This is a genomic window from Variovorax sp. Varisp36, from assembly GCF_047304235.1.
Classification (GTDB): Bacteria; Pseudomonadota; Gammaproteobacteria; order Burkholderiales; family Burkholderiaceae_C; genus Variovorax.
The window spans coordinates 125,868-143,922 of the sequence record NZ_JBGLYU010000006.1 but is presented as its reverse complement, the minus strand read 5'-3'; the positions used below and the strand labels follow the sequence as shown (position 1 = coordinate 143,922).

Sequence of the window (18,055 nt, the reverse complement as noted above, 5' to 3'; positions counted from 1 at the left end):
CGGTGCATCAGGCCGCGCTGAAGAAGTGCGCCGCGGCAACCCTGCCATTGACGCGATGGCCCAGCTCGGCCGAGAACTTCATCGCACCGCCCAGTGGACGGTGGTGGATGGCCGCGTGTACGACCTCTCCCTGTTCGTTCTTTGAGAGGATCGTGACGCCGAACAGCTTGTCGCCACCGAAGGCCTGAGCCTCCCATTCAAGGTAGGTGCGCAGCCCGCTCGTCGCCTCGCGGGTGAAGGCGAGCGCTTCGTAGATCGTGCTGGCAGCTGCCATCACCGCAGTCACCTGCTCGGCACCGATCACTGGCTTTGCGAGCGCACTGGCCTCGAGAACGATGTCTGCCGCGAATGCTTCGGCAAAGACGGTCGCCGACTTCTGTTCGAACGCGTGAGTCCAATCGTGCCGGCCCACTGCGGTGCTCCGGGCATGGTCCACGGTCGCCAGGAACTCGCTGAGGACCCTGGCAAAGGCTTCCGGCTGCTCGACGTGCGGCCAATGGCCCGCGTTGCCCAGCGAAGCGATGACAGGCTCGTCGAAACGCGGTGCAACGGCGCTCGAGATGACCTCGGCGGTGACGAAGGGATCGGCCTCGCCGCGGACGATGAGAACCGGCCCCTTGTATCGGCTGTGCTGTGCGCCGAGAGCATGGCCCCGGTTCCACATGTCGGCGAAGACGCCGACTGCGGCGGCCTCGACGCCGTCGCCGAGCCGGCTGAGCGTTTCCAACCGTTCGTCGTCGAGGCTAGTCGAAAAATTTCGACGCAGTACGCGTTGCGCGCCGGGGCTCCCTCCCAGTGCATGAAAGGTCTTCATCACTTCGTCGGGCAGTTCGGTGCCGGCCAACGGCACGGGGGTCAGAAGGACCAGGGCTCGGACCTGTTCATTGAGCTGGCCCGCGACCAGCTCCGCGAGCTGCGCGCCCATGCTCTGGCCCACGAGAATGATGGGGCGAGCCAAAGCACGAACCTGCGTGGCGACATCTTCGGCGAAGCTGTCGAGGCTATGCGGTCCGGGCTCGCCGGCGCGCTTGCCCATTCCTGGAAGATCGACGCGCAGCGCATCCGCGGCGCGGTCACCAAGACCAGCCACGACCGCGTCCAAGGCGGCGGAACCGTCGAGGAAGCCGTGGATGAAGACGAAGGTGGATGGCGCGTACGCGCTTTCGTGTGCAGTGGATAGGTTGTGCGAAGTCATTGGAGTCTCCTGTAGGTGGATTGAGATTCAGCGGGTCGAGCCGGAGGCGGACCATTCCTTGGTGTCGATCGGCGAGTAGCCGTCGGGTTTGCCATCCAGCCGCCCGGCCCGTTGGCCGTCCAGCGCGGCAAGGAGCTCTTCGGCCAGCGGCGTCGTGAAGGTGTTGTGCACGAGGGTGTACTCGGCGGCCAGGCGGCCGACGGCTTGCAGTGCACCCGTGTCGATGCGGCCGCCCTCCAGGTAGACGTCGTCGCGGATGTTGAAGCAGACCACCTGGCCGAATACCACGTTCTCACCCACGGCGATGGGGATGATCCGATCGAGCCTGCATTCGAGCGAGATGGGGACACCCTTGATGCGCGGAGGGCGGACTGCTGCCGAAGCTTCCTTCTCCACCCCGACGGCGGTGAACTCATCGACGTCGGAGGCGAACTCGAAGGCCGTACGGTGCAGCGCGTGCGCCAGAGGCAGCGTGGCCAGGTTGACGACGAACACTTCGGTGTCGCGGATGTTCACGAAGGTGTCCTTCAGGGTCACGCCGTCGGCGCGCGGCTGCAGCGAGAGCGACACCATTGGCGGCTTGCGCCCGACGGCCGTGAAGAACGAGATCGGTGCGAGGTTCGCCACCCCGTTGCTGGATTGAGTGCTGACCCAGCCGATCGGGCGGGGAAGGATGGAGCCGATCAGCAGCTTGTAGGCCGAGGTGGAATCCAGTGTCGAGAAGTCGATGATCATGATGCGGTCTTTTTTGCAACGGGAAGCGGTGAACGTTCAGCGCGACGCGCCACCCTCAGCCATGCGCGGAGGTCGGCGGACTCGTGGGACTTATCGTCTTGCGGACCGCGGGGCTACTCTATGAGGCGCCTGCCCTTCGAGTAAGACGACGGGGGCGAAAGCACTATTTCAATTCGGTCAAAGATCGGGGGAACGCGACCGATTGCAGGCACCCAGACCGTCGTCGCCTCTATCGATGTGCAAACATGTTGCATAGAACAAGCGGCGTGGCCGTCGAAGTCGAGGGCCTGACGACGCAGCATGGGCGGTGCTCGGTGCCCAGGCGCGCGACGAGGCCGCGGGGGGGGAATGAGCGTGGGCGACCTCGCGCGCTACCTGAAGGTCAGCCGCATGGAGCGCGACGGGCACGTAAAGACCGCGCCCGACAGTCGCGATCGGCGCTCACCGCTGGTCACGATAACCAAGTTGGGGCAACACGAGTGCTCACACATTCAGCGCAAGGTTGCTCCAACCATGCCGGATGACTATGGAGCCGTGCAGATGAAACTTGATTCGGCGTCGGGATCGCCGCTTCCGTTGTACTTTGCGTACTGCGGGTACTTGCAAAGCGGGCGTTGCATGGCTTTTGTCCCCGGAGCCGCCAAGCTATTGGTCGCCACGATTTTCTTGCTCGAAGGCTTCACGCCTTTTTCGATCCAGTCAAACATGGGCCCGACCAGGTCGACCCTGTCAGCGCCTTGTCCGACACCGAGCCCGTTGGCGCAGTGATCCACGCCAGGCGCCTGGTAGTACTCGACAAACTGGTCCGCCGTGGCTTGGCCGCCGGCTGACGCAATCACCTTGTTGTAGTAGTCCGTGGTGTTATGCGGCGTGATCAACCAATCCGTCAGGCCATGCCAAAGCAGCAGCTTGCCCCCGTGCGCCCTGAACTGCGAGAGGTCCGGGTTCACTGCGTCGATCAAGCCGACGAGATAGTCGAGACGCGATGTGTACTGCGCCGGGTCGATCTGCAGGGGATCCGCGGTGGCGCTCTGCGCAACGAAGTATTTCATGAAGTCGCCGCCAAGCAACGTCGGACCGGGTCCACCCCAGGCCTGTAGGCGCGCCGGGTCGGCCGTTTCTCCTCCAAACGGAAATCCCGGCCAGGTGTAGCGCCCCCCTGCCACGCTGGTGGATTCGTACATCGTCCTGGCCGATTCCAGCTGGGTATCCGTCAGGCACGAATTCGACTCGGCGCCAGTGCACTTGAGCGCGGACAGGTTGAACGTGCAAAGGTCGGGCCGACCGATGACATTGTCTTTGAGCCCATCGAGTCCGTCGCACTGGTCCATCACAGCATTGGCAATGGTCTGAACCTTCGCCTTGCTCAGGGCCGCGCCGGGCTTGGCCAATTGCTTCATCTGCTTTTGGTAGTAGAGGAACTGCGGCGTGTAGGCATTCGCAGGTGCGCGCGAAATAACGCCGTCGAATGCGTCTGGATATCGCTGCGCCTGGATCAGGCCTTGGCGTCCACCGCCGGAGCAACCCTCGTACACCATCTTCGCGCCGGCGACTTCTGCGCTGCCCAGGCGGGCCTTCATGATCGCCTTTGCCGCAGGAAGCACCCGTGCCACCGCCAGGTACGCGTAGTCGTTGAGCATGTCGGCATCCAGGGCGAAACTTCCCTCAAGGCTCGACCCGGTGTGCCCGTGGTTCGTCGCGATCGTGGCATAACCCCCTTCGGCCACGCCTGGGCTGTACGCGCTGGCGGTGATCACGCCATCGAATCCGCCGCCCCCCATGAAGACGGTTCGATGGTTCCACACCGTTGGCATCCTGACTTCGAAGGCCAGATCCTTGGGCATCTCGCCGCGTACGAGGCAGTTCTCGGGAACTGCGCCCGTGGTCGGAAAAAACTGCGCCTTGGCAACGACCGCACCTTCGAAAGTCTGGCCCTGCAATTCCATGCATGCAGCTTCGGCCGACTTGGGCGCCACTGGTGCTGCGAGCACCGCGGGCGCTGCTCCCGAAGAACCGCCGCCGCAACCAACCAACAAAAGGGGTGCCGCCAGCAAGAGCGAGGCCGCCTTCTTCAGAGAGCGTCCAGGAACCGGTTTGCTTGCACGATGTGCTTTGGCGGCGGCCCCTGGCCAAGCGCGAGAGGGCCTATCCAGATTGATCATTTCTGTCTCCAATAGCTCGTTTTAAGAATGGGCAGGCGCCTGCTTGCCCGAGCGAAACGGGTCACCCTCGGGGCGTGACCTCGACTTAGGGTTCCGGATCGAACTAGACCCTGCCGTGCGCGAGCACGCTGACCCGCCCATTCGCGTCCTTCATCGAACCCTCCAGTTCGAGAACGCTCCCGTACTTCCGGCGGGCGGCGGCCGATGTGGATGTCACGATCCACGCCAGGGTCACGGTCTCGGTCGCCAATACGGGATACAGCAGATCGACCGAAAAGCTCGTGCCCAGGACATGGCCCCTCTTGGCGAGGTGAGACCCGACCAGGCCCATCAGAAGTGACGTCGTATGCGCCCCGCTCGCGATCAGTCCACCGAATCGCGTGTTGCGCGCGAAGTCTGCGTCGTGGTGCAGCGGGTTCTCGTCCCCTGCGGCCCGTGCAAACGTGCGAACCTGCTCGTCATCGAAGCGATGGACGCGCGAGAAGCAGTACCCGGCCCGGATCGCGGGGCCCACCGCCGGTATGCACTCAATCATGGGTTGCCAGCCTGGTGATGGCTTCCGTGCTTCCCGCTTCCTGGCGCAAACGGAACTTCTGGATCTTTCCGGTCGCAGTCTTGGGAAGGCTTGTGAACACCACGCGGCGCGGACATTTGAAGTGGGCCAGGCGTTCCCGGCAGAACTTGACGATCTCCTCTTCGGTCGGTGCTGCAACGCCGGCTCGCAGTTCAATGAAGACGCAGGGGACTTCGCCCCACTTCGGGTCTGGCTGAGCGACCACGGCAGCGTGCAGCACCGCCGGATGCCCATGAATCACGTCTTCGACTTCGACGGATGAGATGTTCTCTCCGCCCGAAATGATCACGTCCTTCGAACGGTCGGTGATCTGGGCATAGCCGTTCTCATGGAGCACCGCGACGTCGCCGGTACGGAACCAGCCGCCCGCGAGTGCCTTGCGCGTGGCCGCTTCGTTCTTGAAGTAGCCCATCATCACCGTGTTTCCGCGCAGCATCAGTTCACCGACGGTCTTGCCGTCCCGAGGAACAGGATCGAGCGTGTCCGCGTCGCCGACCATGAGGCCTTCGAACATGGCGGCCCTCGCGCCCTGCCTCACTCTGAGCTTGCCTTGATCGGCCGGCGGGAGGTCGCCCCACCCATCCTGCCAGACACAGCTCACCGGCGTGCCGGACACCTCTGTGATACCGAAGACATGCTCCACGTCGAAGCCCATGGCCAGCACCGCGTCCAGCACGGCGATCGGCGGAGGCGACCCGGCGGTCAGTACGCGCACCGGCCGGCTCAACCTGGTGTGCCGCGCAGAGTCCGCCAGCATGGCCATGACGATCGGCGCGGCACAGAGATGATCGACCTGGTGCGCCTCGATCGCCAGCAGTACCGCTTCGGCGGACACCCGGCGCAGGCAGACATGCGTACCCGCCGCTGCCGTGATGGCCCACGTGAAGCACCAACCGTTCGCGTGGAACATGGGCAGCGTCCACAGATACCTCGGCGCCCGCGGAACGGCCCAGTTCGTGTTCTGGAGCAGGCTCATCAGGTAAGTGCCGCGATGGCTGACGACCACGCCCTTGGGATCGCCAGTCGTGCCGGAGGTGTAGTTCAGGGCGATGGGCTGCCACTCGTCGGACGGCCAGCGGCCCGCGAAATCCGGATCGCCACTTGCGAGCAGCGATTCGTAGTCGGCCTCGCCGATGCGCTCGCCTGGCGGTGCCAGATGATCTTCGATATCGATCACCGAAGGCGGATGGTCGAGCTTCTTCAGCGCCGCGGCGACGACAGCGGAGAACTCGCGGTCGACCAGCAGCAGCCTGCACTCGCCGTGCCGCAGGATGAACGCGATTCCCTCCGCGTCCAAACGGTGATTGATGGCGTTGAGGACCGCACCAGCCAGCGGCACGCCGAAATGCGCTTCCAGCATGGCCGGTGTGTTGGGCGCGAGGACGGAGACGGTGTCGCCCGGCTCGATGCCCCGCGCGACAAGTGCCGACGCGAGGCGATGGCAGCGCTCGCGTGTCTGCTCCCACGTCCGCGTCAGATCGCCATGCACCACCGCCACGCGCTTCGGATGCACAAGGGCGGCCCGATCCAGGAAGCCAAGCGGCGTCAGTGGCACGTGGTTCGCTTCGCAGCGGTCAAGGCCCGTTCCGTAGGATTTCGCGCTCATGGTCTTGTCCCCTTGGCAGTGTGGTGAAACGTCGTGAAGGTCGACACCGGCTCACGCTCGGTGACGAGCGAGTTCTCGATGGAAGCTGGGTCGGCATAGCCAAGGCTCATGCCGCACACGAGCATTTGCCCGACGGGAATCTCCAGGAAGTCGGCGATCTGGCGGTGAAACTTGAGGAACGCTGCCTGAGGGCAGGTGTGAATATTCCGCGCCCTCGCAGCGATCATCACGCTCTGCAGGAACATGCCGTAGTCCAGCAGGCTTCCTTCCGCGAGTTCGCGATTCACGGTGAAGAAGAGCCCGACGGGAGCGTCAAAGAAGCGATAGTTGCGCCCATGCTGCTTGTGCATGCGCTCCTTGTCGCCCTTGGCTATTCCCAGCAGACCATACAGGTCCCACCCAACTTTTCGGCGCCGTTCGAGATACGGAGAAATCCATTCGCGCGGGTAGTAGTCGTAGGGCTCCTGAAGGTCCTGCGAACCTTCGGGGTCGTCATCGAGCTCGGCCAGCACTGCAGACAGCTTCGCCTTCGCCTCGCCGGTCAACACATGCACGCGCCACGGCTGCATGTTCATGCCGGAGGCGCTGTAGCGCGCCGTCGAAAGAATGGCTTCGACTTCCTCGGAAGGCACGGGCCTGGGTAGGAAAGCCCGCACGCTCCGCCGGCTGGAGATGGCCCAATCCACGGCTTCTCGCAGGACTTCTGCGCTCAATGCGGGCGCGGTCACTCGGTTCATTCGAAAAATCCTTCTCTTCTCATATCTTTTGTGCCGCGCGTCAGGGGCAAGGCGTACTCGCTGATTACTTGGGAGCCATCCGGATTGCGCCGTCCAGACGAATCACTTCGCCGTTGAGATACTGGTTTTCGATGATGTGCAGCACCAGGCTCGCGAACTCGTCCGGACGACCCAATCGCGGAGGGAAAGGCACCATCTGTCCAAGCGCTTGCTGCACCTCGGCCGGCATGGCCGAAAGCATTGGCGTTTCCATGATTCCCGGTGCCACGGCCACCACCCGGATTCCCACGCGCGAGAGTTCTCTCGCAACAGGCAGCGTCATGGCGGCGATGCCTCCTTTGGAGGCGGCGTATCCCGCCTGGCCAATCTGCCCATCGAAGGCGGCAACCGACGCCGTGTTGACGATCACGCCGCGCTCGCCGTCTTCCGCGGCGCGGTTCTTCGCGATCTCTGCGGCCGCCAGCCGCAGCACATTGAAGGTGCCGACCAGATTGATCTGGATCGTGCGTGCGAAGGCCTCGAGGTCATGCGGACGTTCGCGCCCCAACACCTTCTCTGCGGGCGCAACCCCGGCACAATTGACGACGCCGTGGAGGTCGCCGAAGGCTTCGCGGAAAAGCCGCAGCGCATTCTCGACATCGGCCGCGGACGTGACGTCGGCCCGGACTGCGATGGACCGGTCTCCCAGCTCATGGCAAAGGACCTGCGCTGCGGCAATGTCCCGGTCCAGCAGAAGGACGGAAGCTCCCGCCTTCACCAGGCGCCGAGCCGTCGCGGCACCCAGGCCGGAACCTGCGCCCGTGATGACAAAACCACGATCTCTTGCTTGCATTCCTGTCTCCTTCGCACCTGCTCACCGGCAAGTGCCTTGTCGGTTCACTCTATCCACCGAACCCCTTCGCGGCCATGCCCGATCACGTCAGTAACGTGGGGCGTACGGACACCCCTCGAGGCCCGGCAATGCCGCCCCTTTTTGATGGGGGCTTCGCTTGCTAGCTGGCCAGCGCGTTCACAGCTCTGGTGCGCGTCGAATCGGCTCGCGATTGGTTCACGAACGTGACGGCGACAGCCCCGAGAAGCCCGGCAACCGCGATCGCCATGAAGTTCTGCGCCATGGGAAGCTTCAAGGAGACAAGCCAACCGATCAGAACCGGCGCGACGATGGCGCCGATGCGGCCGACACCGGATGCGAAGCCCACACCCGTTGACCGTGTCGCAGGCGAATAGAAATCACCGGCGTATGCATAGGCCAGGAGTTGCGTGCCCAACGTGGAAGCTCCCACGATGAACACGGCCAGGAACAGCAGTTCGGTCGACTTCGTATAGGCGAGTGCGGTCAGGGACATGGCACCTGCTGCATAGAAGCCGATCAGAACGTGCTTGATGTTGAACTTGTCGCTCAGCAGTCCTCCGCCGATCGCGCCGACAATGGCGCCGACGTTGAAGACGATCACGAAGTTCAGGGCGGAGCCGAGGCTGTAGCCTGCCATGGCCATCAGCTTGGTGAGCCACGAGTTCAGCGCGTAGACCATGAAAAGGCCCGTCATGAATGCGACCCAGATCATCACGGTGCTGAGCCCACGGCCCTCCTCGAACAGGCTGCGTATGGGTGCTGCGCGCACCTTGTCGGTGGGCGATCCAACGTAGATGGCGTCCATCGCATGCGCCTGCTCGGGCGCAATCCTTGCCGCAATCGCCCGCAGCTGCCGCTGGTCCCCCTTCTTGACCAGGAACGACAGCGACTCCGGCATCGTCTTGAGGATGAGCGGGATCAGAAGCACAGGAAGTCCCGCCACGTAGAACACCCACTGCCAGCCATAGCCCTCGATCAGTTGCTTGGCGGTCAGAGCGACAAGAATGCCGCCCACTGAATAGCCGGCAAACACCAAAGTCACCAAGCGAGTGCGCAGATTCGATGGAGCGAACTCACCCATTTGCGCCGTCACAATGGGAAGCACGCCTCCGATGCCCAGGCCAGCGATGAAGCGGGCCACGCTGAAGCTGATCGGGTCATGGGTCAAACCGGCCGCGGCGGTGAAAAGACTGAAGAACGCGACGCACACGGCGATCATGCGCGGACGCCCGATTCGATCCGCCAAGGTGCCAAGAAAGATGGCCCCCAGCATCGTGCCAAGCAACGCGGACCCGGCCATGACGCCGGCGCTTGTCGCATCGACCCCCATGTCTTTCATGATCGACGGGAGCGCTGCCCCGACGACGGCCAGGTCATAGCCGTCGATGATGAGGATCAGCACGCACCAGAAAAGGACGAGCCCGTGGAATCCATTGAAGCGCGATCGGCCCGCCAAGGCGTGCACATCGACTTGTTGCATGTTGTCTCCTGTCGTTGGTGTTGGCCGCTTTGTGCGGCGTCGACCGGAGGTTATTTCTGCAACTGTTCGGTGCCCATGCCCAAGGACCTCGATATGGACGGGGCGTCAGGACACGAGAGCTACGGGCGCGATGAGCGTTCCTGCGTCGGATTGCTGGCGGAACGATAGGCGCCGGGGCTGACGCCGGTCCACTTCTTGAAGGCGCGATGGAACGCACTCGTTTCCTGGAATCCGGTCTGTGCGGCAACCTCCGCCACGGTCAGCGACGCGCTCGATAGCAGGTCAATGGCGATGTCCCGGCGCAGGTCGTCCTTCAACCGTTGATAGCTCAAACCTTCCTGCTGCAACCTGCGCTGGAGCGTGGTACTGGAAAGGCGTAACTCCCGAGCGATTTTTTCCAGCTCCGGCCACTCGTCTGGCATCCGGCTGCGCAAACTCTTTCGAATCTGCGCGCTTGTACTGGCGTCGTTGTGATACTTGACAAGCAAGTTCGCGGGAGCCGCGCGGAGAAAGCTGTCGACCGTCTCGGGCGTCTCTGCGATCTTCAGGTCCAGCAGGTCGCTCGCGAACACGATGTGCGTGGTCTCGGCGTTGAAGCTCACGTTGTCGCAGAACCGTGTGCGGTAGTGACTGTCGTCGGCGGGAGGCGCGCACCGAAACTGCATTTCGCTCAAGGGAATGCGCCGATGCACCAACCAGCATGCCAGGCCGTGCACGAGGATGAACCAGGTGCCGTAGCCGAACAACCGACGCAGCACGCCGCCGTCGTGCAGGATCACGCGAGCTTCGCTTTCCGTACGGATCAACTCGCCACGAAAATCGTCCAGCGTCGATCGAAGGAACCTCAGAATGCGGCGCAGGGCATGCTCCAGGTTGTCCGAGCTGACAGCAGCACGGGTCATGAGCGCATAGCTTCCGCGCCGCAGCCCGTGGCTGTCCAGACCGAAGAACTCGTCGTCCATCAGATCCGCAAGCGCAACCCACATGCGCGAATACGCCGCGGCGGAGATGCGTGCACGCGGAGAGTTCAGCAACTCGCGATCCAGCTTGGCGAGCTCAAGGACATGGGTGATCTCCATGTTGCGAAGCCGCGCGGCATGAAGCGCTTCATGAACGAGTTCGATCGCGATGGTTCCCTTCAGTCCTGCGGACTTCATGCTCGTCTCCGGCGAATGGCTTTGATCAGGTGGGTGTGCCATCAATGTGCCTGGGCGGCCTTGAAAAATCCAGTCGCTTGCCATGCGAGGCATGAGGCGCGAAGTCGGCGGCGAAGCATTGAAGTGGGCGATCAACCATGGCCGGTTTCCTCGGATATACCTGGGCACTTCAAAGTACCTAGTTGACACTAGGTCTACTGTATATACCATTCGCCGGGTCTTACAACCGAGAGCTATCCATGTCATCCGTCAACACCAGCGTGCTGTTCCAGCCACTCACCATCAAGAATCTCCAACTCAAGAATCGGCTAGTCATGGCGCCGATGACCCGCACCTTCTCGCCCAACGGTGTCCCCATCGAGGCGAATGCGGCTTACTACCGGCGCCGTGCAGAAGGCCAGGTCGGGCTGATTCTTTCGGAGGGTACGGTCGTCAATCGCCCTGCCTCCCGCAACGATCCCAACATCCCGTTCTTCCACGGTGAAGCTGCGCTGGCCGGCTGGAAGGGGGTGATCGATGCCGTGCACGCAGCCGGCGGCCACATGGGTCCGCAGCTCTGGCATACCGGTTCGGCGCGCTACACCGAGTGGGAACCCGATTCGCCGGTGGAGAGCCCGTCGGGTCTGGACGCACCGGACAAGCCGCGCGGTGAAGCCATGACCGAGGAAGCGATCGCGGACACCGTGGCAGCGTTCGCTACAGCCGCGGCAGATGCCAAGCGCCTGGGCTTCGATACCGTGGAAATTCATGGTGCACACGGCTATCTCATCGACCAGTTCTTCTGGTCCGGCACCAACAGGCGCACCGATCGGTATGGCGGCGCCACACTCAAGGAGCGTTCGCGGTTCGCCAGCGAGATCGTGGCCGCCACCCGCAAGGCGGTGGGTCCCGACTTTCCGATCATCATGCGCGTCAGCCAATGGAAGCAGCAGGACCTGACCGTGCGTCTCGCACCCACCCCAAAGGAAATGACGGATTGGCTGCTGCCGCTCGTGGAAGCTGGCGTGGACGTGTTGCATTGCTCGCAGCGGCGGTTCTGGGAACCGGAATTTCCGGAACTCGATGGCGAAAACGGCCTGAACTGTGCGGGCTGGGCCAAGAAGCTGACCGGCGCGACCACGATCAGTGTGGGCTCCGTCGGCCTGGATGGTGACGTCCTGAACGCCTTTGCCGGCAAGGGATCGAAAGCGGCGAGCGTGCAGCGATTGGTCGAGCGCATGGAACGAAACGAGTTCGACCTGATTGCCGTCGGCCGTGTATTGCTCAGTGACCCGCACTGGGTTTCGAAGATTCAATCGGGCGATCACACGAACCTGAAGGGCTTTGACGCCGCCGCGCTGGGTGCACTCGTCTGATCGAACTGCAACGCCGTTCACTGGTCGCTAGACATTATGGTCGCCTACCCCCGATAGGCGGCCAGTCTCCAACATCGTAGGTCGGGCGGCACAATCACCTCATGTACCCCGTGGCTTTGGCCGCCATGCTGCGCGCGGGTATGGTGGGGGTCACCGTGAACCCGCTCTCATGGTGACGCCGTTGCCGATGTCTCACATCGTTCCGCTCAAAATGGCTTTGACGGCTCTTGCGAGCGGGGCGCTCACACGAAATAACGGCGATGGCGGAATTCGATCGTCTGACAGTGATTCAGAATTCGAAGACAAGGACCGGCCCATACCTCCATCGAGTCCCCTGGTACTTCGGCACGACCTCACTAGAGAAAACCTTGTTCTTTGTCTTTGCGTCGTTCGCCCGTCGCACGGGAGCTGCGAGGTACACCAAGTAAACTTGGCGTCAATCAGGCACTTAGGATCGCCCAGGTATCACGAAGGAAACCGCCCAATGCCAAAGATCACGCCGGAATGCTTTTCTTCAGAGTGTCCAAGTCGAGCTTTGTTCGACCAGATCGCGGATAAGTGGTCGATGATGATTTTGGCCGTGCTGGATGACGAGCCGCACCGGTTCAACGCCATCAAGCGTCGCCTGGAAGGCGTCACCCAGAAGGCGCTGACCCAGAGCCTTCGCAGGCTCGAACGCAACGGCTTGGTCTCCCGTCGCGTCATTCCGGTTTCGCCCATTGCAGTGGAGTACGGCATCACACCGCTTGGGCGAACCTTGCAGCAGCCGCTGCGTGCACTGCACGATTGGACGATGGTCCAGCTGCCGTTGGTCCAGAAGGCACGCCACGCATTTGACCAGCGAGGGCTTTGACCTGCTCGTGAGTGACGATCTCAGCCGCGGTCAAGTGTTCCCGCGGCACGCCATGGAAAACGGGGGGCGGCACTTCTGTTGAAACCCGTTGGATTTATTGGCGAAGTGGACAGGAGAGGAGCAAACGGCATCCTGTTCGGACAGATTGTTGTGGTGTTGGGCGTCACGACGAGGGCGTGTGGGCGGCCACGCAGTGGACGGCGCATGCACTCGGTTATCAGTCGCAGCTCGGAGCGCCCTGGTCCAAGACGCTGGGCGTGCCTGTCTACAAACCCTGGAAGCTGTTCGATGTGGTACTGGTTTGATGCCTATGCGCCTGACATTTTCCTGCGCGGCGGAACCATCGCGGCACCGAGCGGGATGCTCGCTACCGGCGCGGCCATCGGCATGGCTGTGTGGCGTTCGCGAGTGGCGGCCCGCGTCACGACCTACGGCTCGGCACGCTGGGCCGAGCTTGGAGATATTGCCAGCACTGGATTGATGAAGCCTGCCGGCGTGTTCCTTGGGCGCTCGGGACTCAAGGATGCCTGCTATATCCGGCATGAAGGTCCAGGGCATGTGCTGGCCTTCGCACCCACGCGTTCCGGCAAAGGCGTGGGCTTGGTCGTACCGACGTTGCTCGATTTCGCCCTGGTTCCGTGGCGGCCTGTGATTGAGCCGCGCCTTGGGCAGCAGGTCTCCGCGATGATGCAGGCTCGTCGGTGACTTGGGAGGTGGGCCGGCAGTGCGGACTTTCGGCTTGGTCAGCTGCGTCAGCTCCGAGCTTGGGTGCACATCTGTGAGAGCGTGATCAGCCTTCAAACCATCTAGTGGGCTCCAATTCCACGATGCAGCGTGGCAGTGCCTACGCTGCATAACGGCCGTTTAGTAAACGGCGGCCATGTCGTCATCCGCTTTGCGTCAACAGGGTTTCCTCCATGGGATCGGCGAAGCGCTGAGCGCCTGCGCGAGGTACTGCATCGGCGCGGACATGACCGTGCGGCCACGAAGATTTCAAGTACGCGAGGCTCCAAACGCGGCGCCTCCGACAAAGTCATTGGCGCGTCGCAAAGGACGGCGGACTGTGATCCAGGGCTGAGAGCGCAAGGACCAGCTGCACGGCCTTCATCGATTACCCTATTGACAACACCGATAGATCAATCTACTATTGCGGCTCGGGTCATCGAACAAACAACGGAGACGACATATGTGGAAACTCGCGTTCACTTTGGCGGCAGCTGTGGGGCTATTGGCTCCGGCGTCTGCGGATACCTTCCCTGCCAAGCCAGTACGCCTGATCGTGCCGTTCCAGGCCGGCGGCTCAGATCAGCTCTACCGCGCGTTGGCAGTGGAACTCTCGAACATGTGGAGGCAGCCGGTGATTGTTGAGAACCGGCCCGGAGCAGATTCGCTGATCGGTGCCGAGTTCGTAGCGCGATCCCCAGCTGACGGGTATACGCTGCTCGCAACCGTTGACACCACCACGGTCATCAACCGATTTCTCTACAAGAAACTGCCGTACGACCCCGACAAGAGCTTCGCCCCGATTTCACTGCTGGCGCAGACCGACTTCTTCATCGTCGCGAACCCGAAGTTTCCGGCTTCCAACCTGCGTGAGCTGATCGCCTACGTCAAGGCGAATCCCGGCAAGGTGTCGTTCGGTTCGTTCGCACGCGGCAGCCAGGCCGATCTCATGATCCACGCCATCAACAAGCGTGAGCGAACTGACATCCTCACTGTTCCGTACAAGGGTGTTTCCCTTTCCATTGGCGCGGCAATCGCGGGCGATGTGCAGCTGGCAAGCGGCGGCTACGGCGTCGTCGGGCAGCACTTCAAGGCCGGGAAGCTGAAGCCTTTGGCGATGGCCGGCACGACCAGGAATCCCTTCTTCCCTGAAGTAAGCACGACTGCGGAACAAGGCGCGCCGTATGCGCTGGCCAGTATCTGGTACGGCTTGTATGCACCCGCGGGCACGCCGGAGGCGATCGTGCGCCAGATCAGCCAGGACGTCACGGCCATCCTCCAGGATCGTGATTTCGCGCAGAAGCACATGCTCGCCAATGGGCTGACACCGGTCGCAAGCACGCCACGGGAACTAGCCGACCGTATCGCGTCCGATGTCAAGCTCACGGCCGAACTCGTCGAAGCTGCGGGCATCAAGCCGGAATAAAGAGCTCGGCACGCCCTCACCAGGAGATCTCCATGAGCACCCGTTTCGCAAATTGCGAGTCGATCTCGGACCTGTATGTGCGCAACTGCAGCTGGAAAGGACAGCGACAGTTTTTCGTCGATGACGAGGGCGGCAGCTTGAGCGGCGATCAGGCCCTCGACCAGTCGCTGCGATTCGCCTCAGCCTTGCGCGACGCTTCACTTGCGCCAGGTGATGTCGTCGTCTTTCTCTGCCTGGGCTCGGTGTCGCACATGGCTGCCTGGTTCGGCACGTTCGCTGGCGGCTACGTCGCCGCCAATTTGCACACGCGAAACAATTCAGTCGCGCAAATCGCCGAAGCGCTGCAATGGCTGGGCGCGAAGATGATCGTGCACGACGCCGAATTCACGTCGGCCGTTGCGGCAGCCGTGAATGAGAGCGGTCTTCCGATCCAGACGCTTGCCCTCGACGACGGCACAAACTGGAAGGCTCTCCTTGATGCCGCCACGCCCCTGGATTACGGACGCCAACGCCCCGACCCGGACGCAGTAGCCGCAGTCATTCTTTCATCGGGCAGCACGGGAAAGCCCAAGGGTGTCATGCATAGCCAGGCCACGTTGCTGGCCTGCGCTCTCGCGGGCCAGGCACTCCTTGAAGGAATACATAGGCACGACACGATCCTGATCCCCATGAACCCGTCGTTTGCCGGGTGGGTCATGTTCATTCTGCCGGCCGTGGCCGGTCGAGCGCGGCTCTTGCTTGTCCGGCGGTTCGAAGCCGCAAGTGTTGTCGACCTTGCCGAGCGCGAGCGCGTCACGATCCTGAACATGGTGCCCACGATGTGGCGCATGGTGATCGACGTCGTCACGCCAGAGCGGGACTTTACGTGCGTGCGCCTGACCTGCGTGGGCGGAGAACTCCCGACCGCAGACGACATCTCGCGCATCACAGCGCGCTTCTGCCCTCGCGTCACGGCGATCTACATGGCAGGGGAATCAGGTAACGGCTGCGCGGTCACCGTCACTGCAGAAGACATGGCGGACGGCGCAAAGGTCGGTTCGACCGGTCTACCGACGATAGGTGCCGACATGCGCATCGTGGACCTGGACGGTTCGATCGACGATGTGCTGCCGCCCGGCCGGCGGGGGGAGATCGCAGTCACCGGTTCCACGGTGGCGTTGGGTTACTGGCGCGAGCCAGCCTTGACCGCGAAGAAATTCGTGGATGGCTGGTGGCGCAGTGGCGACATGGGGCATCTCGACGAGGATGGCTATCTGTGGATGAGTGGCCGGGCCGACAACGTCATCAATACCGGCGGCATCAAGGTTCACGCGGAAGAAGTCGAGGCCGCAATCATGTCCCTGGACGGCGTGTCCTCCTGCGTGGTGGTCGGCTGCAAGGATGCGAAGTTCGGCCAGCGGGTGGAGGCGTATATCGTCGCGACCCGTCCGGACGTGACCGCGGATTCGGTCAGGGCTCACCTGAAGGACGTGCGGCAGTTGAGTGCCTACAAGGTGCCGAAGGCTTTCCACTTCCTCACGGCCATGCCCACCGGCCTGACGGGCAAGGTTGATCGACGCGAGCTGCAGCGTCGAAGCGAGTCGCAATGACCGGGCCGTTGAACGACCTCACCGTCGTCGAATTCGCGGGGCTCGGCCCCGGCCCTTATGCGGCCATGTTGCTCGCGGACATGGGTGCAACTGTGATCCGGATCGAACGACCCGATGCGCAGCCCGCGCGAGCGACGGCGATCTCCCAGCGAGGCCGCGCGAAGCGCTATGCGGCAGACCTCAAGAATCCGGAAGATCTCGCGTCCGTCCGCAAGCTCGTCAGCGGCGCCGACGCCCTGATCGAAGGCTTTCGCCCGGGCACGATGGAGCGCCTGGGCCTCGGGCCCGAAGTCCTGATCGCAGACAACCCGCGACTCGTTTATGGGCGGGTCACGGGCTGGGGACAGGCCGGCCCGCTCAAGACGACCGCGGGGCACGACATCAACTTCATCGCGGTCACGGGTGCGCTCGCGGCCATCGGGCCGCGAGAGCGCCCCGTCCTGCCATTGAACCTGATCGGAGATTTTGCCGGTGGATCGATGTTCGTCGTCAGCGGCATGCTGGCAGCGCTGATAGCCGCGCGCCGCACCGGCAGGGGCCAGGTGGTCGATGCCGCAATGTGTGACGGAATCGTTTCGCTGATGACTGCGATCCATGAGCAGATCGCCGATGGCGAATGGACGGACACGCGCGAATCCAACCTGTTTGACGGCGGCTTGCCCGACTACAGCGTCTATGAGTGCGCTGACGGCAAGTTCGTTGCGGTCGGTCCGCTCGAAGAGCCCTTCTACGCCAAGCTATGCGCAGCGGTGGGCCTCGCGTCGCCGCCGAAGCGCGATGCGCCGACGGATCGCAAGATCCTGCGTGACACGTTCTCTGGAATCTTCAAGACGCGCACCCGCGACGAGTGGAGCGCGCTGCTCGAGCAGGGCGACAACTGCGTGTCGCCCGTCTTGAGCTACCTCGAAGCGCCGCGCCATGCGCATCTCGCCGCTCGCGGGTCGCTGATCGAGATCGACGGTGTATCCCAATCGGGTCCCACGCCGCGTTTCTCCTTGAATGCCACCCGCCCATCGGCGGGCGCACGCCATCCAGTGCCCATCACGACGGCCATGGCTGCGGATGTGACCGGCTGATTTTCAGCGGCCGCACCGGCCGCCGTGTGTATTTCTTCAACCCAAGCAGGAGCTGCAAATGAGCAAATCGCGCAACGCAAAATACTGGCACGACTTCGAGGTCGGCGAAGTGATCGAAACCGGGGGCCGCACCATCGAAAGTGGCGACGTGAACCTTTTCGCCGGGCTGTCCGGTGACTTCAACCCCGTCCACGTAAACCAGGTGTATGCAGAAAAGGGCATGTTCGGCGTGCGAATCGGCCACGGCCTCCTGACTCTCGCCGTCACCTCCGGCCAGATGAACCAGACCGGGATGTTTGAAGGAACCACTATCGGCTTCCTCGGCATGGACAACGTGCGCTTCTCCAGCCCTGTCCGATTTGGCGACACGGTGCTCACGACAGCCACGGTCACCAGCACGCGCGAGTCGAACAAGCCGGGCCGTGGCATCGTCGCAATGACGATCACCACCAAGAACCAGCGCGGAGAAACAGTGCTGACATACGACCAAGCACTATTGATGGCAGGCAAGCCCGCCTGAGAGGCCCCGCCCCG

General features: G+C 62.9%; 15 protein-coding genes and 2 pseudogenes. 8 read left to right on the top strand and 9 right to left on the bottom strand.

Going from position 1 to position 18,055, the window contains the following annotated elements:
• Window positions 1–7: 7 nt before the first annotated feature.
• A complete protein-coding gene (locus ACCD11_RS06070) occupies window positions 8–1,195 on the bottom strand; it encodes an alpha/beta fold hydrolase (RefSeq protein ID WP_413312952.1) in 1,188 nt (395 codons plus the stop codon).
• Between the two features lie 27 nt (window positions 1,196–1,222).
• Window positions 1,223–1,930: a flavin reductase family protein gene (locus tag ACCD11_RS06065; protein WP_413312950.1), complete on the bottom strand. Its 708-nt coding sequence runs from the start codon at window positions 1,928–1,930 to the stop codon at window positions 1,223–1,225.
• A 245-nt stretch (window positions 1,931–2,175) separates the two neighbouring features.
• On the opposite strand from ACCD11_RS06065, the pseudogene ACCD11_RS06060 reads away from it, so the two are divergent.
• Window positions 2,176–2,407, top strand: a pseudogene (locus tag ACCD11_RS06060) (MarR family transcriptional regulator); the annotation flags it as partial.
• Window positions 2,408–2,454: 47 nt separating this feature from the next.
• Here the strand turns inward: ACCD11_RS06060 and ACCD11_RS06055 are convergent.
• The 7 genes from ACCD11_RS06055 to ACCD11_RS06025 form a co-directional block, all read right to left on the bottom strand.
• On the bottom strand, window positions 2,455–4,092 hold the full coding sequence (locus tag ACCD11_RS06055; protein ID WP_413312948.1) for a tannase/feruloyl esterase family alpha/beta hydrolase: 1,638 nt from the start codon (window positions 4,090–4,092) through the stop codon (window positions 2,455–2,457).
• 103 nt (window positions 4,093–4,195) lie between these two features.
• Complete coding sequence (locus tag ACCD11_RS06050; protein ID WP_413312946.1) at window positions 4,196–4,627, bottom strand: MaoC family dehydratase; 432 nt, start codon at window positions 4,625–4,627, stop codon at window positions 4,196–4,198.
• A complete protein-coding gene (locus ACCD11_RS06045) occupies window positions 4,620–6,272 on the bottom strand; it encodes an AMP-binding protein (protein ID WP_413312945.1) in 1,653 nt (550 codons plus the stop codon). Before ACCD11_RS06045 ends, ACCD11_RS06050 begins: the two co-directional genes overlap by 8 nt.
• Complete coding sequence (locus ACCD11_RS06040) at window positions 6,269–7,009, bottom strand: nitroreductase (protein WP_413312943.1); 741 nt, start codon at window positions 7,007–7,009, stop codon at window positions 6,269–6,271. The genes ACCD11_RS06045 and ACCD11_RS06040 overlap by 4 nt, the downstream gene beginning before the upstream one ends.
• 64 nt (window positions 7,010–7,073) lie before the next feature.
• Window positions 7,074–7,841, bottom strand: a complete 768-nt coding sequence (locus tag ACCD11_RS06035; RefSeq protein WP_413312941.1) for a 3-hydroxyacyl-CoA dehydrogenase — start codon at window positions 7,839–7,841, stop codon at window positions 7,074–7,076.
• Window positions 7,842–8,001: 160 nt separating this feature from the next.
• Window positions 8,002–9,342 (bottom strand): MFS transporter, encoded by a 1,341-nt coding sequence (locus ACCD11_RS06030; protein WP_413312940.1) that lies wholly within the window; start codon window positions 9,340–9,342, stop codon window positions 8,002–8,004.
• A 119-nt stretch (window positions 9,343–9,461) separates the two neighbouring features.
• Window positions 9,462–10,499, bottom strand: a complete 1,038-nt coding sequence (locus ACCD11_RS06025; protein WP_413312939.1) for an AraC family transcriptional regulator — start codon at window positions 10,497–10,499, stop codon at window positions 9,462–9,464.
• Between the two features lie 239 nt (window positions 10,500–10,738).
• Here ACCD11_RS06025 and ACCD11_RS06020 point away from each other — a divergent pair, with 239 nt between their 5' ends.
• From ACCD11_RS06020 to ACCD11_RS05990, 7 genes and pseudogenes are all read left to right on the top strand, one after another.
• Window positions 10,739–11,854 (top strand): NADH:flavin oxidoreductase, encoded by a 1,116-nt coding sequence (locus ACCD11_RS06020; RefSeq protein WP_413312938.1) that lies wholly within the window; start codon window positions 10,739–10,741, stop codon window positions 11,852–11,854.
• Between the two features lie 484 nt (window positions 11,855–12,338).
• On the top strand, window positions 12,339–12,707 hold the full coding sequence (locus tag ACCD11_RS06015) for a winged helix-turn-helix transcriptional regulator (protein ID WP_413312936.1): 369 nt from the start codon (window positions 12,339–12,341) through the stop codon (window positions 12,705–12,707).
• A 105-nt stretch (window positions 12,708–12,812) separates the two neighbouring features.
• Window positions 12,813–13,406: pseudogene (locus ACCD11_RS06010) on the top strand (type IV secretory system conjugative DNA transfer family protein); the annotation flags it as partial.
• A gap of 487 nt (window positions 13,407–13,893) precedes the next feature.
• Window positions 13,894–14,856 (top strand): Bug family tripartite tricarboxylate transporter substrate binding protein, encoded by a 963-nt coding sequence (locus tag ACCD11_RS06005; RefSeq protein WP_413312934.1) that lies wholly within the window; start codon window positions 13,894–13,896, stop codon window positions 14,854–14,856.
• 32 nt (window positions 14,857–14,888) lie between these two features.
• Window positions 14,889–16,445, top strand: a complete 1,557-nt coding sequence (locus tag ACCD11_RS06000; RefSeq protein WP_413312932.1) for an AMP-binding protein — start codon at window positions 14,889–14,891, stop codon at window positions 16,443–16,445.
• An 8-nt stretch (window positions 16,446–16,453) separates the two neighbouring features.
• Window positions 16,454–17,521 (top strand): CaiB/BaiF CoA transferase family protein, encoded by a 1,068-nt coding sequence (locus ACCD11_RS05995; protein WP_413312930.1) that lies wholly within the window; start codon window positions 16,454–16,456, stop codon window positions 17,519–17,521.
• A gap of 58 nt (window positions 17,522–17,579) precedes the next feature.
• The gene (locus ACCD11_RS05990; RefSeq protein WP_170855495.1) at window positions 17,580–18,041 is read left to right on the top strand and encodes a MaoC family dehydratase; all 462 of its coding nucleotides are present in this window, start codon (window positions 17,580–17,582) and stop codon (window positions 18,039–18,041) included.
• The last annotated feature ends 14 nt before the right edge of the window (window positions 18,042–18,055 follow it).